Origin of the sequence: Arthrobacter sp. NicSoilB4 (genome assembly GCF_019977335.1) — a bacterium.
In the GTDB taxonomy this organism is placed as follows: Bacteria; Actinomycetota; Actinomycetes; order Actinomycetales; family Micrococcaceae; genus Arthrobacter.
Genome location: NZ_AP024653.1, coordinates 3,570,227 through 3,590,780 on the forward strand (window position 1 = coordinate 3,570,227; position 20,554 = coordinate 3,590,780).

Here is a 20,554-nt window from a genome sequence, read left to right on the forward strand (position 1 = left end):
CCTGGACATGTCCCCCGGGCTGAAGCCGCCGGAGCCCGGGCCAGGCTACAAGAGTGTGGGACATGCCCTCCGCTAGCTGCAACCGTTGGACATAGTCCCACTGTGCCCACTCTCCGGGCCAAAGACTGGACATGTCCCCCAGGGTTGGGCTCGAGCACTGGACATGTCCCCTCGCACGCAGCCTCAGCGCGGCCCGGTTAAACCATTTCGACGGTCGGCTCCCCCAAGGAGCCGACCGTCGATTGATGGGGCTGGTCCGATGTCGGGAGACCAACTCCTTGGAGCGGTCGGGGGAACCGCTCCTGCAGGGAAATTCGCTGTTTATGCATCTTGTCACAGGTATGACAGATTTGTCACGCAGCATTTGGGGCAATTTCCATAGGTAGTCTTTTGACCATGGATGAGACAGCAGCAGCGCAGCACACCAGCACCCGGTCCGTCTTCCTGGACAAGGCCCACCCCGCCGCCTGGCGGGCCCTTAACGGGCTGGGCCTGAAAGCCAAGGAAGCCGCTGATGACGCCGGCCTGGACCAGACCCTGATCGAGCTGCTGAACGTCCGCATCTCGCAGATCAACGGCTGCGCCTACTGCCTGGACCTGCACGTGGGCGACGCAGTGAAAAACGGCGAAACGGCCCAGCGCCTCGCCGTCCTCCCGGCCTGGCGGGACACGGACCTGTTCACCGAGAAGGAACGCGCCGCCCTGACCCTGGCCGAGGCCATCACCAACATCTCCGACGCCCGCTCCCGCGAGCACGAGGGCGCAGCCGCGCGGAAACACCTCACGGATGCGGAGTTCGCCGCCGTCAGCTGGCTGGTGATCGCCATGAACGCCTTCAACCGGGTGTCGATCGTCAGCCAGCACCCCGTTCGCAAGGACCGGGGCGAGTCCGGCACCTCCGGCCGCCGTCAGGCCGGGTAGATCGACACCGCCGCCGCCTTGACCACGAAGTAGACCTCGAGGCCGGGAGCCAGGCCGAGGTCGGCGGAGGCGGCAGGGGTCACGTCGGCGGACAGCTCCCCGGCCCGGACCCGGATCTGGTCGCCGTGCGGCTCCAGGTCCGTGACCGTGACACGGAACGAGTTCCGCGGGCTGCCGTGCGCCTCGCTCAGGAAGACGGACACGGCCGACGGCGGGAACGCCGCCACCCCAGCCTGCCCTGGTACTAGCGGCGCGTCGTGCTGGCCGGCGAACTCGAGCCCCGCCCCGGACCGGATTCCGGCCGTCGTTACGGTCCCCGGGACCAGGTTCAGCCCGGCCAGCCCCGCGGCAAAGCGGCTGCGCGGCCGCCGGAGGACCTCCCGGGTGGGTCCGTCCTCCGTGATCCGGCCCTCCTCCATAACAATCACCCGGTCCGCGAGCATGTACGCATCCAGGACGTCATGGGTGACGATGACGGCCCGCCGCCCGGCCAGCACCCGCTTGAGCAGCCGCCGCAGCAGCGGAGCCGCGTGGATGTCCAGCGCAGACAGGGGCTCGTCCAGCAGCAGCACCTCCGGGTCCACGGCCAGCGCCCGCGCCGCCGCCACCCGCTGCGCCTGCCCGCCGGACAGTTCCCCGGGCCGCCGGTCGGCGAGGTCTGCGGCGTCGACCTCGGCCAACCAGTGCCGGGCAGCCTCCCGGGCTTCCCGCTTCGGCACCCCGGCGCTCCGCGGCCCGAAGGCGACGTTTTCAAGGGCGCTCAGGTGCGGAAACAGCAGCGGATCCTGGGCCAGCAGGGCCGTTCCGCGGCGGTGCGGCGCGGTCCAGGTGTGCACGCCAGGGCCGAGCTCAAACAGGATCCGGCCGTTCACTTCGGACCGGCCGGTGTCCGGGCGGACCAGCCCGGCGATTACTGACAGCAGGGTGGATTTTCCCGCCCCGTTCGGGCCGAGCACGGCCACCGTTTCGCCCGGCGCCAGGCTCAACGAGACCTCGAAGCGGCGGGCGGCGAGGGCGGCGTCGAGAGTGAACGTCATGCCGCCACCCGCTCTGGTTGGCCCGCGCTGCGGACCCTGCTGCTCCCGGAACCGGCCGGCGCCGGCCCCCGGTAGGAGAGCCCGACGACGACGACCGCCACCACAACGAGCAGCAGGGACAGCGCGACGGCGGCGTCGGCGTCCGTCTCCCGCTGCAGGTAGATTTCCAGCGGAAGCGTGCGGGTCACTCCCTGCAGGCTCCCGGCGAAGGTGAGCGTGGCGCCGAATTCGCCCAGGCTCCTGGCGAAGGAGAGCACGGCTCCCGAAGCCAGCCCGGGCAGGACCAGCGGCAGGGTGACCCGGCGCAGCACGGTCGTGGGTCGTGCGCCGAGCGTGGCGGCCACGGCCTCGTACCGGCTCCCGGCCGAGCGGAGCGCACCCTCGAGGCTGACCACGAGGAACGGCAGGGCCACGAACGTCTGGGCGAGGACCACCGCCGTCGTGGAAAACGCGATCTGGAGGCCGGCGATTTCGAGGCTCCTGCCCAGGAGGCCCTGCCGGCCGAAGGCGTAGAGCAGCGCAATGCCGCCCACTACGGGGGGCAGCACCAGCGGCAGCAGGACGAAGGAACGCAGCAGCCGCTTGCCGGGGAAGTCGCCGCGGGCCAGCACGAGCGCCAGCGGCACCCCGAACAGCACGCACAGCACAGTGCTCGCCGCGGCGGTGCGGAGGCTGAGCCCCAAGGCAGTGAGGGACGATTCGGACGTGACCAGCGGGATGAACTCAAGCCAGTTGACTCTGGCCACCATGCCCACGAGCGGCAACAGCACGAACAGCGCCCCCACAGCGGCAATGGCCATGACCCAGCGCGGAATCCCGGTGTAGGACGTGTCTCTTCGACGATTCATATAAGGCCCTAGGGGGTTCCGAAGCCGGCGCCGCCGAGGACTTTCCTGCCCTCGGGACCGGTGACCTCCGCAATGAAGGCCGCCGCAAGGCCCTTGTTCCGGCTGGTCCGCACCGCGGCGATCGGGTAGGTGTTGACGGCCTGCGCGGACTCGGCGAAGCGGATCTCCTGCACCTTGTCCCCGGCGGCCCTGACGTCCGTGACGTAGACCAGCCCGGCATCGGCCTCTCCGGAGACGACCTTGCCCAGTACATCGGTCACGGACGATTCCTCGCTGACCGGTGCCAGGCTGGTGCCGGTTTCCTGTTCCACCGTCTTCGTGGCCGCCCCGCAGGGAACCTGGGCCGCGCAGATGACAACTTTCACGCCCGGCCGGGCGAGATCCGCGAAGGAGGTGATGGACGCCGGGTTGGCCGGGGGCACGGCGATGGTCAGGACGTTGGTGGCGAAGTCCGCCGGTGTTCCTTCGACCAGGCCCGCGCTGCCCAGCTTCGCCATGTTCTTGGTGTCGGCGGAGGCGAAGACATCGGCGGGGGCACCTTGGCTGATCTGGGCGGCGAGGTCGGAGGACCCTGCGAAGCTGAGTGTCACCGTGGTTCCCGGGTGCGCGGCCTCGAACTGCTCGGCGAGCGCCGTGAAGGGGCCCTTAAGGGACGCCGCGGCGAAGACGGTAAGGGTTTTGCCCGCGTTCCCGGATCCGGCCGGTGCTGCGCAGCCCGCCAGGCCGGCAGCGAAGATCCCTGCCGCCAGCGCTGCGGCTGCCTTGCGCCCGGGCCTCATATGACGCCCTTGCCTTTGGGCGTTTCGATGATCACGGTGGTGGCCTTGACGACGGCGGTCGCGACCGAGCCGAGCTCCAGGCCCAGCTCCCGCACGGCCTCGCTGCTCATCAGCGACACCACCCGGAACGGCCCGCACTGCAGTTCCACCTGGGCCATGACGGTGTCGGCGGTGATGGCCGTGACCAGGCCGACGAAGCGGTTGCGGGCCGAGCTGCCCGCCCTGGCCGGGTCATCCGGCAGCTGTGCCTGCTCCCGGGCGAGCCGCGCCAGTTCCAGCCCGTCCACGGCCAGCCGCCCGGCGTCGTCCTTGTGCGGGGTCAGGCTTCCGTTCTCGGTCCAGCGCCGGATGGTGTCATCGCTGACCCCCAGCAACCGGGCCGCTTCCGAAACGCGAATATTAGGCATGGGGCAACTCTAGCCCGTATTTGCGGAGTAATGGCCCCTTCTGAACCGCAAATCCTTGGCGCGGGCGAAGCGGGAGTTCGGTCCGGGCAGCCCTACGGCAGCCAGACCATCCGGCCCGGCGCGTCCTGTTCCACGGGCACGTCCCGCGGGCTTACGGTCCCGGCTGTGAGACGGTTGGTAAGTAACGTGACCATCCGATCGTGGGAGAAAAATCAGCATGCGCAGTCCGGACAAGACAACCCCCTGGGGCGACAGCCTGGGCCGCGCCAGCATCAGGACCGCGCAAGTGCTCCTGCTGCTGGTCCTGACCGTCGTGGTGGTCTACGCCCTGATCCAGGTCCGGCTCGTGGTGATCCCGGCCCTGCTGGCGCTGATCCTCGCCGCCGCGATCGCGCCGTTCGTGCACTGGCTGCGCCGCCGCGGCTGGCCCAGCACGGCCGCCACCACCGTGTCCTTCGTGCTGCTGCTCCTCGCGTTCGGGGCCGTGATCACCGGCATCGTCCTGGCCGTCATGAGCCAGGCGGATGAACTGGGCAGCAAGGCCACGGAGGGCTTCGACCGGGTCTACGACTTCATCCGCACGGGCCCCTTCCCGATCGATGACCAGCAGATCCAGCAGGCACGCGACGCCGCCATCGACTTCGCCACCAGCAGCACCGTCGGCGCGGGGGCGATCTCCGGGCTCAGCGCGGCCGGCAACTTCATCACCGGCGCCCTGCTTATGGCTGTGATCCTGTTCTTCTTCCTGAAGGACGGCGAGAGCATCTGGGCGTTCGTGCTGCGGGCGTTCAAAGGCGAGAAGCTGGTCAAGGCGCGCCGCGCCGGGGAACGGAGCCTCAACGTCCTCGGCGGCTATGTGCGCGGAACGTCCATCGTGGCCTTCGTGGACGCGTTCTTCATCGGCCTGGCGCTCGTGATCATGGGCGTGCCGCTCGCGCTGCCGCTCGCCGCGCTGACCTTCATCGGCGCCTTCATTCCGCTGATCGGCGCCACCCTGGCCGGCATTCTCGCGGCGCTCGTCGCGCTGGTAGCCAACGGTCCGCTCGCGGCGCTGATCGTCATCATTGTTGTGATCGTGGTCAACCAGCTGGAGGGCAATTTCCTTCAGCCCGTCGTGATGGGCCAGGCGCTCAACGTCCACGCCCTCGTCATCCTGCTGGCCCTCACCGCCGGCACCATCCTTGCCGGCATCATCGGAGCGATCCTCGCCGTTCCCCTTGTGGCTGTGGGCTGGGCCGCGATCAAGGCGTGGAACTCGGCAGACGCCATCACTCCCCAGGCCATCGCCGAGGCCGAGCATGAGACCCGGCTGAACGAAAAGGGCCAGGGCGTGCGCTCCAAGCCGCGCCAGGCCCGGACGCCGCAGGAAGACCAGTCCGACACCGCGGGCGTGGACGCCAGCCAGGGCTGACCCGCCGGCTGTCTAGACTTCCAGTATGGCCATCTACCTGGACCCCCCACTCTGGCCGGCGCACGGAACGCACTTCTCGCACCTGATCTCGGACACGTCGCTGACGGAACTGCACGCCTTCGCAGCGGCCGCCGGCATCCCGGAACGGGCGTTCGACGGCGACCACTACGATGTCGCCGAAACCCGCTACAGCGCGCTGGTGGCCGCCGGGGCCGTCCCGGTGGAGGGCCGCGTCCTGGTCCGCAAACTGATCGCCAGCGGCCTGCGGATCCCGGCCCGGCGGCGCAGCGCCTCCCTCAAGCTTCCCCTGCTGACCCGCTGGAACGCCGTTCTGCCGGGACACGACTCCCTCTTCCTGGACCTCCTGGACCGCTGGGGCGAGGAGCACCGGAAGTACCACGGCCGCACGCACCTGCTCGCCGTCCTGGAGGCCCTGGACCTCCTCACCGAACCGGCCGATCCGCCGCGCACCGTGCTACTCGCCGCCTGGTTCCACGACGCCGTCTACCGCGGGATCGGGGGCCAGGACGAGGAGGAGTCGGCCCGGCTCGCCGAGGACCGGCTGGTCCACGCGGGCCTCCCCGCGGCCGACGTGGACGAGGTGGCCCGCCTGGTGCGGATGACGGCCGACCACGAGCCGGAGACCGGCGACGGCGCCGCCGCCCTGCTCAGCGACGCCGACCTCTCCGTGCTGGGCGGAACCCCGGACGCCTACGCCCGGTATCTGGCCGCCGTCCGGCAGGACTTTGCGCACATCGGTGACGACGACTTCGCCGCCGGACGCGCCGCCGTCGTCCGCCGGCTCCTGCAGCTGGAGCCGCTCTTCCACACCCAGCGGGGCAGGGAACTGTGGCTGGAGGCGGCGCGGCGGAACCTGCGGGCCGAGCTCGGGTAGGCGGGCCGCCCGTCCCCTAGCCAAACAGGTACTAGATTGCTAGCATTCTAGCCATGGTCGAGAAAACGCAGTTCAACGTGTACCTGCCGGCGCCGCTGGTGAAGCAGGTCAAACATGCCGCCATCGAAGAGGGCCTGTCCCTGTCGGCCTATGTGGAACAAGCACTGACGCAAGTCCTCAACAGCAAGGAAGGCACGGGAAAATGAGAATCACGCCGATCCGCTACGTGCGGGATATCGAGACGTCCAACCGCTTCTACGCCATGCTCGGCCTCACGGAACAGGCCGCTGCGACCAGCGGGACCTGGGCGGAATTGCGCGGCGACGGCGGCGGGCTGGGGCTCCATATCGCCGCCGCCCCCAGCACCCACCTCGACGCCGGCGCGGTGTCGCTGCAGTTCACCAGTGACGAGAAGCTGGAGCCCTTGGCCGGGCGCCTCGCCTCGGCAGGCTTCGCGCCGTCCGCGATTATTGACGAAACCTTCGGCCGGTTCTTCACCGTCACGGATCCCGACGGGTACGTCCTTCAGGTCAATGAAGCCGACGAGGAACTGCAGAGCATCAGCTACGAGACGCGTGAATCCGCGGCCCTGAAGCCGTAGCCGGAACTGCAACGCGGGGTCACTTAGCGCCCATAAATCCCCTCGGGATGGGCTCTAAGTGACCCCGCGTTGCTTTGGCTGGTCAGGGGCTGCGGCGGAGGTGTTCGGCGAGGCGGTCGAAGGACTCGCGCCAGCCGACGCCGTGGGCGTCGCGGCTGTCGATCGTTTCGAAGGGGCCCTGGATAAACGTCATCCGGGTGCCGCCGTCGAGCTCGTCCAGTTGGAAGGTCACCTCGGTCTCAAAGCCGCGGGTCCCGTCCGGCTTGTCCCAGGCATGGGTGAACACCAGGAGATTGGGTGGCTCGATGTCCGTGTGGACGCCGCTCCACCAGAGCTCGTCTCCCGTGCTGTCCTGGACCATGCAGGCCCGGTAAAGGCCGCCGACCTCCGGATCCGCGTCGATGCTCTCGCGCGGAGTGTGGAAGCCCCGCGGTCCCCACCACGCCGGTGCCTGCTCCGGGTCGGTCAATGCGGACCACACCCGGGCAATGGGGGCCTGGAATTCGCGGGTAATGACCAGCATGAGGTCTTCGGTCGAAGTGGGGGGCTCACCCTGGCCGGCCGTTGCCGGACCAGCGGTGACATGCTCGGACATTGCGGTCCTCCTCTGATGGTGGCTAGCGGTAGGCCTTGCTGTAGGTCGTCACGAAGGGCCTGTCAGTCGGGACGATCTGTTTGCCCAGGGGCATAAGCGAGACCGGAATGAGCTTGAGGTTGGCGATGGCCAGCGGGATGCCGACAATGGTGATGGCCATGGCAAAAGCGGTCACCACGTGGGCGATCGCGATCCAAATGCCGGCGACAAGCAACCAGATGACGTTCCCGAGCAGGGAGAACAGCCCGGTTCCGCCCGGCCTGTCCACTACCGTGCGGCCGAACGGCCAGAGCGCATAGTTGGCGATGCGGAACGATGCGAGCCCCCACGGGATGGTGACGATCAGCAGGCAGCAGATGACCCCGGCTGCGAAGTATCCGAGCGCGAGCCACAGCCCGCCAAAGAGCAGCCAGATGATGTTAAGCAATGTCTTCATGGCTCCATTGTCCTCCGCCGGAGGCCGATCCCGCCTAGGGGTTCACCCTGAACAATTCCTGAATTGCCCCCGGTGACGCGGGCCGCGGGTGAGGAGCTTTGCGAACGCACGAAAGGGCACAATACTTGGAGCATGCCTGCACTCCTGAAGTTTGCCCTGATCGTTGCGCTCGTCCTGCTGGTGGTCGGGATTGTTGTGGAGGCCGTGCAGTTCCTGCTCTATGTGGGCCTCCTGGTCCTGGCGGGTGCCGGCATCCTGTTCTTCCTGCGCCGCTCGCGCATCTCCCGCTGACGCCGCAGCCGGGATACGGAGATGAACAACCTCGGGGACCTGCTCGGCCCCATCCTCGAAGTCATGACGTGGGTGGGCTTCGTCCTGGGCCTGCCGCTGCTGGTGTCGGGCTGGATCGCCCGGCGGCGGCATTGCGAGTGGACCGGGACCACGGGCAAGGTGATCAGCGCCGGCGGATTCACGGGTTACAGCTGGACGGACCACCACGACGCCGACCACCGGTCCCTGCTGCCGGCGGCAGAGTCGCATGACCTGGTGGTCGGGTCCGACGTCGACCTCTTCTACGATGTGTGCCACCCGTCCCGCTGGGGGCTCACCCCGCCGAAGCAGGACAATGCCGCCTGGACCCTGGGCTGGATCCTCACCGGCGTGGGCATCGTTTCCACGGTGGGCGGCTTCGTCCTGCTGCTCTTCTAGACCTGCAGGCCGTTTCTAGGCCTGCTTCACCATGGCGGCCTCGACATTGATCTTGACCTTGTCGCTGACCAGCAGCCCGCCCGCTTCGAGGGCAGCATTCCAGGTCAGGCCGAAAGCCTTGCGGCTGATGTCCGCCTCCGCGCTGAACCCCGCACGGGTGGCGCCGAACGGGTCAACAGCGACGCCGGTGAACTCGACCTCCAGCTCGATGGGCTTGGTGACGTCGCGGATGGTCAGGTCGCCGGTCAGCACGTAGTCCTCGCCGTCGCCCCGGATCCCCGTGGCGCGGAATGTCATCTCCGGATACTTCTCGACGTCGAAGAAGTCTTCGCCGCGGACGTGGGCGTCGCGGTTGGCATCGCCGGAATCAAAGCTGGCGGTCTTGATGCTCGCATGGAGGCTGGCATCCGCCAGGGAGTCCCGCACCCTGGCCTCGGCAGTCGCCTCATTGAAGCGGCCGCGGACTTTGCTGATGCCAGCGTGCCGGACGCTGAAACCCACTTCGCTGTGGGACATGTCCAGCGTCCAGACGCCGGGGGTCAAACCTTGGGGCAGAGTCACAACGGTCTCCTTCACACAATTGGCGGGCCGGGCCCGCCGGGTCATCGGGGTACTCCCCCAAGGAGCCATGCTAGCCACGGCGCCGCGGCCCGGCTAGCCCTGCGCTGTCCCCGGGACGCTACAACCGGGGCTTCGGCGCCCAGCCGATCGCCGGGGCGATGTGCCGGACCACTGTGCCCAGCAGCTTGGCGTTGAAGTCCACGCCGAGCTGGTTGGGGACCGTGAGCAGCAGGGTGTCGGCGTCCCGCACGGCCGCGTCGGCGGCCAGCTCCTCGGCGATGGCGTCCGGCTCGCCGACGTAGCTCCGGCCGAACCGGGCCACCAGCCCGTCAATCACGCCGACCTGGTCGAGTTTTTCCCGCAGGGCGCTGAGGCCGAAGAACCTCCGGTCCTCGTCGTCGACGATCGGCAGAACGCTGCGGCTCACCGATACGCGCGGCTCGTGGGAATGGCCGGCGTCGGCCCAGGCCCGGCGGAACATGCCGATCTGCTCGGCCTGGAGCTGGTCGAACGGCACACCGGTGTCCTCGGTGAGCAGCGTGGAGCTCATCAGGTTCATGCCCTGTTCCGCGGTCCAGACGGCGGTGGCGCGCGAGCCGGCGCCCCACCAGATCCGCTCGCCGAGGCCCGCGGAGTGCGGCTGCACGGGCAGCAGCCCGGACCCGCCGCCGGCGTAGCGCGGCTCGGCCTCCGCCATCCCGGCCCCGGAGATCGCGCGGCGGAACATCGCGGTGTGCCTCCTGGCCATGTCCGCCGCGGTTTCGCCGTCGGCGGGCACGTGGCCGAAGGCGGCGGCGCCGTCGCGGGCGGGTTCGGGTGAGCCGCGGCTGATCCCCAGCTGCAGCCGCCCGCCGCTGATCAGATCCGTCGCGGCGGCCTCCTCGGCCATGTACAGCGGGTTTTCGTAGCGCATGTCGATTACGCCGGTTCCCATTTCGATCCGGCTGGTCCGGGCGGCGACGGCGGCCAGCAGCGGGAACGGGGAGGCCTGCTGCCGGGCGAAGTGGTGCACGCGGAAGAACGCGCCGTCCACGCCCAGTTCCTCGGCGGCGACGGCCAGTTCAATGCCCTGCAGCAGGGCGTCGCGGGCGGTCCGGGTGCGGGATCCCTCGCCGGGCCCCCAATGCCCGAAGGACAGGAATCCGATGCGCTTCATGTCAGGGGCAACAAGGAAGGGTCCGGCGGCATTCCTGCCGCCGGTTTCGAGCGGCCCCCAGTTCGGGGCCGCAGTTCAGGGCCGCAGTTCAGGGCCGCAGTTCAGGGCCGCAGTTCAGGGCCGCAGTTCAGGGCCGCAGTTCAGGGCCGCGGTTCAGGGCCGCGGTTCAGCTTGTCGCGGCCAGGGACTTGGCCGCCGCCAAGAAGGCCCGGATTTTGGCCAGGTCCTTCACCCCGCGGGAGGACTCGACACCGGAGGAGACGTCCACGCCCCAGGCGCCTGCCTGCGAGGCGGCCCCGGCGACGTTCGCGGGATCGAGCCCGCCGGCCAGAAGCCAGTTCCGTCCTGCCAGCCCTTTGTCGCGGACCGAGGCGTAGTCCCAGGCCTCGCCGGAACCCGGGACGGCGGCGTCGATCAGGAGCAGGTCCTCGCCCCAGTCGGCGAACGCGTCCGGCGCGGCGGACATGGTGACGGCCCTGATGAGCTTGCACCCGGCGTCATGCACCGTGCGCACGTCTTCGGGCGTGCGGTCCCCGTGAAGCTGGACCCAGTCCAGTCCGGCCTCGCGGGCCCGGACGACGGCGTCCGCCGCGGCTTCGTGCCGGAAGACGCCGACGGCGGGGAGTCCGGCCGGGACGTGGGCCAGGAGTTCCCGTGCCTGCGCCGGCGTCACTTCGCGGGGGCTGCCGGTCAGGACGAAGCCGACAGCGTCCGCCCCGGCCCCTGCCGCGGCCTGGACCGACTCGGGGGTGCTGAGCCCGCATACCTTGACGAACATCCGGCTCCTTCTAAAGTGGTTCCTGCCTCCGACGTTAGCAAGGTCCAGGGCACGCCGGCGCGCCGGGCACCCACATGACGGGCGCCGCGATGACGTTCCCGCCCGCCGCCGCGGCGTCGGGAATCCGCCGGGAGCGCGGCGGATAGGGTGGTGGGATGGAGATCATCCGCTTTGCCGAGCTGAAAGCCCAACCCTGGCGCAACGGCGGCGGGGTGACCCGCGAAGTGGCCAGCCATACGGCGTCGACGTCTTCCGCAGAAAGCCCGGGGCCCAACGGCGGCTGGGACTGGCGGGTGAGCATCGCCGACGTCTCCAAGGCAGGCGACTTCTCGGCGTTCCCCGGCATGGACCGCGTCCTCACCGTGGTGGAGGGCGAACTGCTGCTGCTGAGCGTCGACGGCGCGGAGCACCCGCTGGAGAAGTACCGCCCGTACCGGTTCTCCGGCGACGCCGCGACGTCCGGGGCGCTGCCGACGGGCGACATCCGCGACCTGAACGTCATCACCCGCACCGGCGCCTTCAAGGGCTACACCTCCATCGTCGAGCTCTCCAAGAAGCGGGCGCATCCGGTGTTCGAGGGCCAGCTGGGAATCCTGCTGCAAGGCCAGGCCGCGGTCACGCCCGGCGCGGCCGCCGCCGGACCGGCCGCAGCCACCGAGCCCACAACGCTCGCCCGCTATGACGCCGTCGTCGGATCCGACACCGACACCCCGGAGATCCTGGGCCGCGGGTTCCTGGCCGTTGTGTCGATCGACCGCGTCGAGGATTAGCCCTCAGTAGCCTTCACACGTGTGCCGCCGATACCCACCGAATCCTGGGACAGGCGCTGCGCGAGCCAGATCGGCACGATCGAGACGACGATCAGGACGACGGCCACGACGTTGACCACCGGCGCCTGGTTGGGCCGGAAGAGGTTCTGCAGGATCCAGATCGGCAGGGTGGTGTCCCCGGCGCCGATGGTAAACGTCGTCACGATGATCTCGTCGAAGCTCAGCGCGAAGGCCAGCAGCCCGCCGGCCAGCAGGGCGGAGCGGAGCTGCGGGAACGTGACCAGCCGGAACGTGGTGAACACGCCGGCGCCCAGATCTGCGGACGCCTCTTCCAGTCCGCTTTGCATCCGGCGCAGCCGCGCAATGACGTTGTTGAACACTGTCACCATGCAGAACGTGGCGTGCGCGATCACCACGGTCCACATGCTCAGCGAGACCCCCAGGATCGTCGTGAACATGTTGTTCAGGGCGATGCCGGTGACGATGCCGGGCAGCGCGATCGGCAGGATCACGAGCAGGCTGATCACGTCCCGGCCGAAGAATTTGTAGCGCAGCAACGCCAACGCCAGGAGCGTCCCCAGCACCAGCGAAATGAGCGTCGAGACCGCCGCCACCCACAGCGAGGAGACCACGGCCTCGCGGACGCCGGCGGAGTCCAGGGCCCGCCCCCACCACTCCAGCGTGAACCCCTGCGGCGGCCAGCCGAAGGTCCGGTCCGCGTTGAAGGAGTTCACCACAACCAGCAGCAGCGGGACATAGATGAACAGGAACACCAGCGCGGTGACGACGCCGAGGATGACTTTGGCGCTTCGGGAAAGTCTCATGGTGCTCCTGCCGCCTGCTCCGGGCTAAACGCCTCACTGTTCACAGGCTGTTGAGGGCGCCGGAGCGCCGGACGATGAAGAGGTACAGCGTGATGATGGCAATCGGGACCAGCGAGACGGCCGCGGCGAACGGCAGGTTGTTCGCGGCCCCAACGTTCGCGTAGACCACGGTGCCGAGCATCTGGGTGGTGCCGCCGACAATCTGGGCCGTGATGTAGTCCCCCAGCGAGAGCGAGAACGTGAAGATCGTCCCGGCAATGATGGAGGGGACCAGCAGGGGGAACATGACCAGGCGCATGGTGGCCAGTGGCTTGGCGCCGAGGTCGCCGGAGGCTTCCAGCAGCGTATCGGGGACCCGGTCGAACCCCGCGTAGATCGGCAGGATCATAAACGGCAGCCAGATGTAGGCCAGAGTCAGGATCACCGCGGTTTCGCCGTACCCCGGCGACTCCAGCCCGACCGGTGCCCCCAGCCACTCCAGCAGCCCGCCGTCGGCCAGCACATTGCGCCACGCGTAGGCCTTGACGAGGTAGCTGGCCCACAGCGGCATCAGCACCGCCACTACCAGCAGCTTCTGCCAGCGGGGACTGGCCACCTTGGCGATAAAGAACGCCATGGGCAGCGCGAGGACCAGGTCGATCAGGGTCACGGCGATCGCGATCCACAGTGTCCGCAGGGTGATCCGCTGGTAGACCGGATCGGTCAGGACTGTCACGATATTTTCGGTGGTCCAGTCCGTGGACACCTTGCCGGTGAAGGTGTCCACGGTCCAGAACGCGGTAATCAGCAGCGCCGCCAGAGCCGCGATGTAGACGAGCACCAGCCAGCCGGCCGGGGCGGTAACCAGCCCCGCCAGCCGAAGGTTCGGCGAGCGGTGCAGCAGCGCCGAGAACCTGTGGGCCTTGGGCCGGGGCACCGCGGCACGTGCGGGCGGCGCCCCGGGGACCGGGTGCTGCGTCTGGAGCGCCATCTCAGCCCTTAATCTCGGTCCAGGCCTTCGTCCACGCCGAGTAGTCCGTGCATTGGACGTCTGTTCGGCCGTCCAGGCACTTGGCCACCGGGGTGGTCCAGTACCAGATCTGCTTCGCGTAGGCCTCGTCGCCGGAATGGTAGGTCTCGCAGTGTGCCTTGTCCGCGGTCAGGTCACAGGCCTTGGGGTTGGCCGGCGATTCCCCGAAGAACTCCGCCACTGCCGCATTGGCCTTGGGGCTGGCGATGTAATCGAGCCACAGGTAGGCGCAGTTCTTGTTCTTGGACTCCGAACTGATCATCCAGGTGTCCGACCAGCCGGTGGCCCCCTCTTCGGGGAGCAGCGTCTCCACGTTGGTCCCGTTCGCACTGGCGATGTTCGCGCCCACCTGCCAGGTGGTGCCGACCACCGTGCTGCCGCTGGCGAAGGCCTGGACCTCCTTGACGACGTCGCTCCAGTACTCGCCGATGTGCTTGCGCTGCTCTTTCAGCAGGTCAACCGAGGCCGCGAGCTGGTCCTTGTCCAGCGCGTAGGGGTTCTTGATGCCGAGCTCCGGCTTGTGGGCCATCAGGTACACGGCGGCGTCGGCAATGTAAATCGGCGAGTCGTAGGCAGTGACCTTGCCGCTGTGCTGGGCTGCGTCGTCGAACACGGCCCTCCAGGAGGTGGGCGCCGGGGTGACGCTATCCACGGAGTACATCAGCAGGTTGGCTCCCCAGCCGTGCGGCATCCCGTAATTCTTGCCGTCCACGGTGTTCCAGGCCTTGTCCTTCAGGAACGGGTACACGTCGGCGTAGTTCTTCAGCAGGCTCATGTTGACCGGCTCCACATTGTTGCCGGCAATCAGCCGCAGCGAGGCGTCGCCGGACGCCGAGACGACGTCGTACTGACCGGTGCGCATCAGGGTGACGGCTTCGTCCGAGGTGCCGAAGGGCTTGAAGTTCACCTTGCACCCGGTCTCGGTCTCGAAGGGCGTCACCCAGTCGACGGCGGGGTCGTTGCTGCCGTCTTCGGCGTAACCCGGCCAGCCGAGGATGGAGAGCTGCCCTTCGCCCGGGCCGATTTCAGACTTGACCGGCTGCGCGGACTGGGTGGCAGATCCCCCGCCGGTGGTGCCGCAGCCCGCCAGTACGAGGGCTGCCGCCGCGGCCACCCCAACCACCAGGGAGGCCCTGTTCCTTGATGCCATGATCCTTACCTTTCGTTGTGGGGTGAACCAGACTCTGTGCATGGACGGACGCTCAGGAACCGCCGGACGGCAGCCAGACGGCGTCGTCGTCGTCCCAGCTCACCGCGACGCGCCGGTCCAGCAGTTCTGCGTCGCCGCCGGGCAGCGTTTCGGGTGCCAGCACGACGACGACGGGACCGTCGTCGAGCTGCACCCGGACCTGGGTGGCGTGCCCCACGTAGACGAGCGACGTGACGGTTCCGGGAAGGGAGGTGACGCCGTCGCGCGGTTCCGGGACGGCCGCCCAGGACAGGCGCAGCCGCTCGGGCCGGATGCAAACCTGCTCCGCGCGGCCGTAGAGTTTCTGGGCGAGGCCGGCGTCGAAGATGTTGGAGGTGCCGACGAAGTTGGCCACGAATGCACCGCCGGGGCGCTCGTAGATCTCGTGTGCCGTGCCGATCTGCTCCAGGCTTCCGTTATTGAACACGCCGATCCGGTCGCTCATGGTCAGGGCCTCCTCTTGGTCATGGGTGACGAAGATGAAGGTGATCCCGAGCGAGCGCTGCAGTTCCTTGAGTTCCACCTGCATCTGCTGCCGGAGCTTCAGGTCCAGTGCGCCGAGCGGCTCGTCCAGCAGCAGGACCTTGGGCTGCACCACCAGCGCCCGTGCCAGGGCCACGCGCTGGCGCTGGCCGCCGGAGAGCTGGGCGGGCTTGCGCCCCACGAACTTCGCCAGCTGCACGCGTTCCAGGGCTTCGCGGGCCCGCTCGTGGCGCTCCTTCCTGGGCATTCCGCGCACGCGCAGGCCGTAGGCGACGTTGTCGATGAGGGACATGTGCGGGAACAGCGCGTAGTCCTGGAAAACGGTGTTGAGGTTCCGTTCGAAAGGCGCCATTCCGGTGACGTCCTTGCCCTCGAGTTCGATGCTTCCGGAGGTGGGCAGCTCGAAGCCTGCGATCAGGCGCAGGACAGTGGTTTTGCCGGAGCCTGACGGTCCCAGCATCGAGAAGAACTCGCCCTGGCGGATGTCCAGGTCCACGGCGTTGACGGCGACGGTGTCGCCGAAGACTTTGGTGAGTTTCCGCAGGCGGATCGCCGGAACCGCGTCCGTTCCCGTGTGCCGGCCGGCTGCGAGCGTTTCGGTCATGGGGTGCGCCTAACTCCGTTGCCGGATCGTCTTAGATGCGACACAGCAGGGTGTGATCCAGGCCACAACAGGCTGCTGGGCCAAATACTATTACTCCATAGGTTTTGTGTATAGACCCCCGCGAAAGCCCGGATTAGGATGGCTTTCAACCGGGCGCAGGCAGCCCCAGCCGCCGCCCCTGGATCCGGAACCGCGACGCCAAAAGAATCCCAGGGAGGCCCGGATGCTGCTGACACCGCAGGGCGCCTCGCGGAGCCTGGCGGCCGTGTTCACTCCCATCAAGTCCCGGGGGCTGGTGGACGAGGTCTGCGGCCGGATTGAGCAGGCCGTGGAAACCGGGCTGCTCACCAGCGGCCAGCGGCTGCCCAATGAAACGGAACTCGCCGCCGCCCTGGGAGTCTCCGCGGTGACGGCCCGCGAGGCGCTGTCCCAGCTGCGGACCTCTGGCATCATCCGCACGGCCCGGGGCCGCAACGGCGGAAGCTTCATTGCGGATGACGTCCTGCCCTCCCGGGAACGCGCCTTGGACCAGCTGCGCGAACTGACCCGGCTCCAGATCAGCGACCTGGGACTGCACTACCAGGCCATTGCCGCCGCCTGCGCCGGCGTTGCGGCGCGGCGCTCGGACGCCGCCGACATGGCGATCCTGCGTTCCTTCATCCCCACCGCGGACGCGGATCCGTTGCACTGGCGGCTGGCCCTCTCGGAGTTCCTGCTCGAGGTGGCCGCCATCGCCCGCTCGGCCAGGCTGGCCCGGGAACTGATCCGGCTGCAGGCAGACCTGGGCACCCTCACGCTGCTGCCCTGCGCCGACTCCGGCTACCGTGCGACGACGGCGGTCCTCCTCGAGGAGGTCGCGGCCGCCGTCGAATTTCACCAACCGTCAGCCGCGGAAGCGGCAGTAAAAGCACTCGTGACCGCAACCACGGACTGGCTGCTGAATGAGCAGTCGAAACGCTACTGACCAGATCCTTCGAGCTAAGGCAGGGACCCGATGTCTGAAACCACCGCCTCCCCCGGCACGATCACCCTGCACGCCGGGGAACTCGACGCCGCCATCACCGGCATCGAGGGCAGGCTGGCGGCGTGGGCAGCGGAAACGGGGACCGCGCTGGCGGCCCTCTCCGCGAAGGTCACCGGCACCGCCGTGGACAAGCTCATCCGGCCGGTGGTCGAAGAACTGGTCCGGACTCCGGACGGCTACGTTGCCGGCGCAGGCTTCCTCGCCAACGCGGGTCTGCTGGGGCCGGAACGCAGCTACATCGCTTGGTGGCAGGGCGAGGAGCTGGAGCATGTGGACGCCCTCGCCAACTTCAGCCCCAACTCCATCAGCCGGTACGTCAAGTCCGAGTGGTTCCGCATCCCGGTGGAAACCGGACAAGCCCACGTCACCGGACCCTACGTCGATTTCCTCTGCACGGACGAGTACGTCCTGACCTTCACGCACCCGGTGTTCTGCCGCCCGGACGGGCCGGTGGCGGGCATTGTGGGGATGGACGTCACCGTGCAGCGGCTGGAGCGCGGCGCCATGCCCGTGCTGCGCCGGATCGGGGAACGGGCCACGCTGGTGAACTCCGACGGCCGCGCCATCGTCTCGGCAGCCTCAGACATCGCCGCCGGGGACCTCGCCGCGGCCGAGGAGGGCTGCAGCGTCTACGCCGTGGGCCGGACGTTCCGGATCTGGAGCGGCGCGACCGCGCTCTGACCCGCACCGTGTCCCCATCGACTGCTCCGCACCTGCCGTTATGAACCCTCAAAACGGCAGTTGCGTGGGCCCACGCCGGCAGGGTTCCCTGGCCGAGCTTGCGAGGCGAGGGCGCCGGTGGGGAGCACTCGATGGTGGGATTGGGGCTGGGTCCGGCGCTTGGGTGGCTGGCCGGCGGTTCGCCACTGCGCAGGGGCGTTGCTAAGCTGGAATCAAGGCCCCCTCTTGGGCCTCCGGACGACGGATCAGTACCCGGCACGCGACAAGACTGGCCACAGGAGCAGTCATGTCGTGGTTAATTCTTATTCTTTCGGGCTCGTTGGAAGCCGTCTGGGCCGCAGCCCTGCACCGGACAGCGCAGGCCACAGGCCGCCGCCGGATTGCGCCGGCCGCCGTCTTCCTTGTCTCCGTGCTCGCCAGCACCGGCGGGCTCGCCGTCGCCATGCAGTCCATCCCCACTGGAACCGCCTACGCCGTCTGGGTGGGCGTCGGCGTCGTGCTGACCTCCGCCTACGCCATGGTCAGCAAAGTGGAGCCTGCGACGGCGGCGCGGATCCTGCTGCTCGGCGGGATCGTCGCGTGCGTTGCCGGCCTGAAGGTGGTGGCGTAGCCATGGCCGCGATGCGTACGCCCAAATCGGCAACCGAAGCCCCGGCAACGACCCTTTCCTGGCTCATCCTGCTCGCTTCCGCCGTACTGGAGGCGGTCTGGGCCACGGCCCTGGGCCTCTCCGACGGCTTCACCCAACCCCTGCCCACCCTCGTGTTCGCGCTGACCGCGACCCTGAGCATGGTGGGGCTGGGCCTGGCCGTGAAAAGCATCCCGCTCGGCACGGCCTACGCCGTCTGGGTGGGGATCGGCGCGGCGCTCACGGTCGGCTGGGCGATGGCGACCGGCGTCGAACCGGCCAGCCCGCTCAAGTTGCTGTTCATCGCCGGGATCGTCGGCTGCGCGGCTGGGCTGAAGCTCCTGCCAGCCGGGAAATCCGAGCCTGCCGCAGCGCTCCCGCCCAGTTAGTCCGCGCCCTGAAGGGCATTCCGTGGCGACACGCCGTGGCTCCGGCCCGTCCGCAGCAAGTAACCGGGCAGGAGCGTCGGAATACACCGGAACGGACTCGGGTTGGGGCTAGAAACAGCGAATGGAGACCAAAGATGACGGCAGCAACAGTCCGGCTCGGCGACGGCCTGATGGTCAGCCCCCTGGGGTTTGGCGGAATGGCCTTGACCCCTGTGTACGGGGAGGTGGATCCGGCCGAGGCCTTGCGGACCCTGCACCACGCGGTGGATGCCGGCGTCAGCTTCATCGACACGGCGGACATCTACGGCGGGGGGAGCAACGAGGAGCTGATCGCCAAACTGCTCAGGGAACGCCGCGGCGAGGTGCAGCTGGCCACCAAGTTTGGGCTGGTGGGCACCCCGGCCACCGGGTACTCCGACATCCGGGGCGACGCCGCCTACGTGCGGCAGGCCGTGGACCGCAGCCTGCGGCGGCTGGGCACCGAAACCATCGACCTGTACTACATGCACCGCCGTGACCTCCGCGTTCCGATAGTGGAAACCGTGGAGGCCATGGCGGAGCTTGTGCAGGCCGGCAAAGTGCGGCACCTTGGCCTGTCTGAAGTGACTGCCGCGGAGCTGCGTGAGGCCAGCAGCGTCCACCCGATCGCTGCGGTCCAGAGCGAGTGGTCCATCTGGAGCCGCGATGTGGAACGGAGCGTTGTTCCCGCGGCGGCCGAACTCGGCGTGGGTTTTGTGCCCTATTCGCCGCTGGGCCGGGGATTCCTCACCGGCACCGTCAATGCGGCGGCGCTGGGCAGCAACGACTTCCGCCGCAACATCCCCCGCTTCGCCGAAGCGGCGCTGGACGCCAACCAGGGTGTGGTCGCCGCCGTGCAGTCAGTCGCGGCCGAACTTGCCGTTTCCGGGCAGGCTGCAACTCCCGCCCAGGTGGCCCTGGCCTGGCTGCTCACGCAGGGCCGGAGCCTGGGACCGCCCGTGGTCCCCATCCCCGGCACCCGCAGGGCGGACCGGATCGACGAAAACCTGGGCGCTTTGACGCTCGACTTCACCCCGGCGCAACTGGAGAAGCTCGACGCCGCCGCGGACGCCGTCGTCGGCTCCCGCTCGGCGGACCCCAACTGGGTGTCGCAGGGCCGTGAATAGCGCCTCCGTAGACTGAAGCCCATGGACTCGCTTATTCACTCGTTACGGAACATCACCATCCGCCGGATTTCGGTCAGCGAAATGGACAACAACGTGTATCTGCTGACGGCCAAGGCATCCGGCGCCCAGCTCCTGATCGATGCGGCCGATGATCTGGCCGCCATCCAGGGGCTGCTCGCCGACGCCGCCGCGGATACCTCCGCGGCGCCGAAACTGGCGCTGGTTGCCACCACCCACCAGCACTGGGACCACGTCCGCGCGCTGCCGGGCCTGGTGGCAGCCACCGGAGTGAAGACGGCGGCCGGGACGGATGACGCCCCGGAGCTGCCGGTGCCGGTGGATGTGCTGCTGGATCACGGGGACGTCGGCAACTTCGAGGGCTTCGACGTGACGGCAGTGCACCTGCGCGGCCATACTCCGGGGTCGATCGCGCTCGTGTACCAGGACCCGGAAGGCCCGGCACACATCTTCTCCGGCGACTCGCTGTTCCCGGGAGGGGTGGGCAATACGCAGAAGGATCCCGCGCGGTTTGCCCAGCTGCTCACCGACGTGAGCGAGCGGTTGTTCGACGTGTATCCGGATGACACCGTGGTGCACCCGGGCCACGGCAAGCCCACCACCCTGGGCGCGGAGCGTCCGCACCTGGCGGAGTGGCGCGCCCGCGGCTGGTAGCTG

The 20,554-nt window shown here is 68.7% G+C and carries 27 protein-coding genes and 1 riboswitch; of the genes, 14 read left to right on the forward strand and 13 right to left on the reverse strand.

Going from position 1 to position 20,554, the window contains the following annotated elements:
* Positions 1-396 precede the first annotated feature (396 nt).
* Positions 397-921 (forward strand): carboxymuconolactone decarboxylase family protein, encoded by a 525-nt coding sequence (locus tag LDO13_RS16405; RefSeq protein ID WP_224047735.1) that lies wholly within the window; start codon positions 397-399, stop codon positions 919-921.
* On the opposite strand, the gene LDO13_RS16410 is transcribed toward LDO13_RS16405, so the two are convergent.
* Genes LDO13_RS16410 through LDO13_RS16425 form a run of 4 tightly spaced genes read right to left on the reverse strand, consistent with a single transcriptional unit; the run spans position 909 to position 3,992 of the window.
* Positions 909-1,958, reverse strand: a complete 1,050-nt coding sequence (locus LDO13_RS16410) for an ABC transporter ATP-binding protein (RefSeq protein WP_224047736.1) — start codon at positions 1,956-1,958, stop codon at positions 909-911. The two genes, LDO13_RS16405 and LDO13_RS16410, sit on opposite strands and share 13 nt — an antisense overlap.
* On the reverse strand, positions 1,955-2,806 hold the full coding sequence (locus LDO13_RS16415; RefSeq protein ID WP_224047737.1) for an ABC transporter permease: 852 nt from the start codon (positions 2,804-2,806) through the stop codon (positions 1,955-1,957). Before LDO13_RS16415 ends, LDO13_RS16410 begins: the two co-directional genes overlap by 4 nt.
* A gap of 8 nt (positions 2,807-2,814) precedes the next feature.
* Entirely contained in the window at positions 2,815-3,585 is a 771-nt protein-coding gene (modA, locus tag LDO13_RS16420; protein WP_224047738.1) for a molybdate ABC transporter substrate-binding protein, read from the reverse strand.
* Positions 3,582-3,992, reverse strand: a complete 411-nt coding sequence (locus LDO13_RS16425) for a TOBE domain-containing protein (protein WP_224047739.1) — start codon at positions 3,990-3,992, stop codon at positions 3,582-3,584. Before LDO13_RS16425 ends, modA begins: the two co-directional genes overlap by 4 nt.
* A gap of 217 nt (positions 3,993-4,209) precedes the next feature.
* On the opposite strand from LDO13_RS16425, the gene LDO13_RS16430 reads away from it, so the two are divergent.
* From LDO13_RS16430 to LDO13_RS16445, 4 genes are read left to right on the forward strand one after another with little or no spacing between them, the layout of a single operon-like run.
* Positions 4,210-5,403 (forward strand): AI-2E family transporter, encoded by a 1,194-nt coding sequence (locus LDO13_RS16430; RefSeq protein ID WP_224047740.1) that lies wholly within the window; start codon positions 4,210-4,212, stop codon positions 5,401-5,403.
* Between the two features lie 25 nt (positions 5,404-5,428).
* Complete coding sequence (locus LDO13_RS16435; protein WP_224047741.1) at positions 5,429-6,298, forward strand: DUF4031 domain-containing protein; 870 nt, start codon at positions 5,429-5,431, stop codon at positions 6,296-6,298.
* Positions 6,299-6,351: 53 nt separating this feature from the next.
* Positions 6,352-6,504, forward strand: a complete 153-nt coding sequence (locus LDO13_RS16440; RefSeq protein WP_224047742.1) for a CopG family transcriptional regulator — start codon at positions 6,352-6,354, stop codon at positions 6,502-6,504.
* The gene (locus LDO13_RS16445; protein WP_224047743.1) at positions 6,501-6,899 is read left to right on the forward strand and encodes a VOC family protein; all 399 of its coding nucleotides are present in this window, start codon (positions 6,501-6,503) and stop codon (positions 6,897-6,899) included. The genes LDO13_RS16440 and LDO13_RS16445 overlap by 4 nt, the downstream gene beginning before the upstream one ends.
* 82 nt (positions 6,900-6,981) lie before the next feature.
* Here LDO13_RS16445 and LDO13_RS16450 read toward each other — a convergent pair whose 3' ends face one another.
* Both LDO13_RS16450 and LDO13_RS16455 read right to left on the reverse strand, forming a co-directional pair.
* Positions 6,982-7,494: an SRPBCC domain-containing protein gene (locus tag LDO13_RS16450; protein ID WP_224047744.1), complete on the reverse strand. Its 513-nt coding sequence runs from the start codon at positions 7,492-7,494 to the stop codon at positions 6,982-6,984.
* 22 nt (positions 7,495-7,516) lie between these two features.
* A complete protein-coding gene (locus tag LDO13_RS16455) occupies positions 7,517-7,930 on the reverse strand; it encodes a YccF domain-containing protein (RefSeq protein WP_224047745.1) in 414 nt (137 codons plus the stop codon).
* 132 nt (positions 7,931-8,062) lie between these two features.
* Here LDO13_RS16455 and LDO13_RS16460 point away from each other — a divergent pair, with 132 nt between their 5' ends.
* Together LDO13_RS16460 and LDO13_RS16465 are read left to right on the forward strand one after the other, a co-directional pair.
* Positions 8,063-8,221: an LPXTG cell wall anchor domain-containing protein gene (locus tag LDO13_RS16460; RefSeq protein ID WP_224047746.1), complete on the forward strand. Its 159-nt coding sequence runs from the start codon at positions 8,063-8,065 to the stop codon at positions 8,219-8,221.
* A 21-nt stretch (positions 8,222-8,242) separates the two neighbouring features.
* Positions 8,243-8,638 carry a hypothetical protein gene (locus LDO13_RS16465; RefSeq protein ID WP_224047747.1) on the forward strand — a complete coding sequence of 132 codons (396 nt, stop codon included), beginning with the start codon at positions 8,243-8,245 and terminating at the stop codon, positions 8,636-8,638.
* Positions 8,639-8,653: 15 nt separating this feature from the next.
* On the opposite strand, the gene LDO13_RS16470 is transcribed toward LDO13_RS16465, so the two are convergent.
* The 3 genes from LDO13_RS16470 to LDO13_RS16480 all read right to left on the reverse strand — a co-directional run bounded on the left by LDO13_RS16470 (position 8,654) and on the right by LDO13_RS16480 (position 11,133).
* Complete coding sequence (locus LDO13_RS16470) at positions 8,654-9,199, reverse strand: YceI family protein (RefSeq protein ID WP_224047748.1); 546 nt, start codon at positions 9,197-9,199, stop codon at positions 8,654-8,656.
* A 118-nt stretch (positions 9,200-9,317) separates the two neighbouring features.
* Positions 9,318-10,355, reverse strand: coding sequence for an LLM class flavin-dependent oxidoreductase (locus tag LDO13_RS16475; protein WP_224047749.1), 1,038 nt, complete (start codon positions 10,353-10,355; stop codon positions 9,318-9,320).
* Between the two features lie 166 nt (positions 10,356-10,521).
* Positions 10,522-11,133 (reverse strand): phosphoribosylanthranilate isomerase, encoded by a 612-nt coding sequence (locus LDO13_RS16480; RefSeq protein ID WP_224047750.1) that lies wholly within the window; start codon positions 11,131-11,133, stop codon positions 10,522-10,524.
* A 155-nt stretch (positions 11,134-11,288) separates the two neighbouring features.
* Here LDO13_RS16480 and LDO13_RS16485 point away from each other — a divergent pair, with 155 nt between their 5' ends.
* A complete protein-coding gene (locus tag LDO13_RS16485; RefSeq protein ID WP_224047751.1) occupies positions 11,289-11,903 on the forward strand; it encodes a HutD family protein in 615 nt (204 codons plus the stop codon).
* Here the strand turns inward: LDO13_RS16485 and LDO13_RS16490 are convergent.
* The 4 genes from LDO13_RS16490 to LDO13_RS16505 are packed head-to-tail and all read right to left on the reverse strand — an operon-like array spanning position 11,900 to position 16,012.
* Complete coding sequence (locus LDO13_RS16490; protein ID WP_224047752.1) at positions 11,900-12,727, reverse strand: ABC transporter permease; 828 nt, start codon at positions 12,725-12,727, stop codon at positions 11,900-11,902. The genes LDO13_RS16485 and LDO13_RS16490 overlap by 4 nt on opposite strands.
* A gap of 40 nt (positions 12,728-12,767) precedes the next feature.
* On the reverse strand, positions 12,768-13,697 hold the full coding sequence (locus LDO13_RS16495; protein ID WP_224047753.1) for an ABC transporter permease: 930 nt from the start codon (positions 13,695-13,697) through the stop codon (positions 12,768-12,770).
* 1 nt (position 13,698) lies between these two features.
* Positions 13,699-14,886 carry an ABC transporter substrate-binding protein gene (locus LDO13_RS16500; RefSeq protein WP_224047754.1) on the reverse strand — a complete coding sequence of 396 codons (1,188 nt, stop codon included), beginning with the start codon at positions 14,884-14,886 and terminating at the stop codon, positions 13,699-13,701.
* A 52-nt stretch (positions 14,887-14,938) separates the two neighbouring features.
* Positions 14,939-16,012 carry an ABC transporter ATP-binding protein gene (locus LDO13_RS16505; RefSeq protein ID WP_224047755.1) on the reverse strand — a complete coding sequence of 358 codons (1,074 nt, stop codon included), beginning with the start codon at positions 16,010-16,012 and terminating at the stop codon, positions 14,939-14,941.
* Positions 16,013-16,235: 223 nt separating this feature from the next.
* Here LDO13_RS16505 and LDO13_RS16510 point away from each other — a divergent pair, with 223 nt between their 5' ends.
* The 6 genes from LDO13_RS16510 (at position 16,236) to LDO13_RS16535 (ending at position 20,551) form a co-directional block, all read left to right on the forward strand.
* The gene (locus LDO13_RS16510) at positions 16,236-16,976 is read left to right on the forward strand and encodes a GntR family transcriptional regulator (protein WP_224047756.1); all 741 of its coding nucleotides are present in this window, start codon (positions 16,236-16,238) and stop codon (positions 16,974-16,976) included.
* Positions 16,977-17,006: 30 nt separating this feature from the next.
* Entirely contained in the window at positions 17,007-17,717 is a 711-nt protein-coding gene (locus LDO13_RS16515) for a cache domain-containing protein (RefSeq protein ID WP_224047757.1), read from the forward strand.
* 212 nt (positions 17,718-17,929) lie between these two features.
* A riboswitch (guanidine-III (ykkC-III) riboswitch) is annotated at positions 17,930-17,994 on the forward strand.
* Positions 17,995-18,003: 9 nt separating this feature from the next.
* A complete protein-coding gene (locus LDO13_RS16520; protein ID WP_224047758.1) occupies positions 18,004-18,327 on the forward strand; it encodes an SMR family transporter in 324 nt (107 codons plus the stop codon).
* 11 nt (positions 18,328-18,338) lie between these two features.
* On the forward strand, positions 18,339-18,734 hold the full coding sequence (locus tag LDO13_RS16525) for a multidrug efflux SMR transporter (protein ID WP_224049819.1): 396 nt from the start codon (positions 18,339-18,341) through the stop codon (positions 18,732-18,734).
* A gap of 134 nt (positions 18,735-18,868) precedes the next feature.
* Positions 18,869-19,879 carry an aldo/keto reductase gene (locus LDO13_RS16530; RefSeq protein ID WP_224047759.1) on the forward strand — a complete coding sequence of 337 codons (1,011 nt, stop codon included), beginning with the start codon at positions 18,869-18,871 and terminating at the stop codon, positions 19,877-19,879.
* A gap of 21 nt (positions 19,880-19,900) precedes the next feature.
* On the forward strand, positions 19,901-20,551 hold the full coding sequence (locus LDO13_RS16535) for an MBL fold metallo-hydrolase (RefSeq protein ID WP_224047760.1): 651 nt from the start codon (positions 19,901-19,903) through the stop codon (positions 20,549-20,551).
* Positions 20,552-20,554 lie beyond the last annotated feature (3 nt).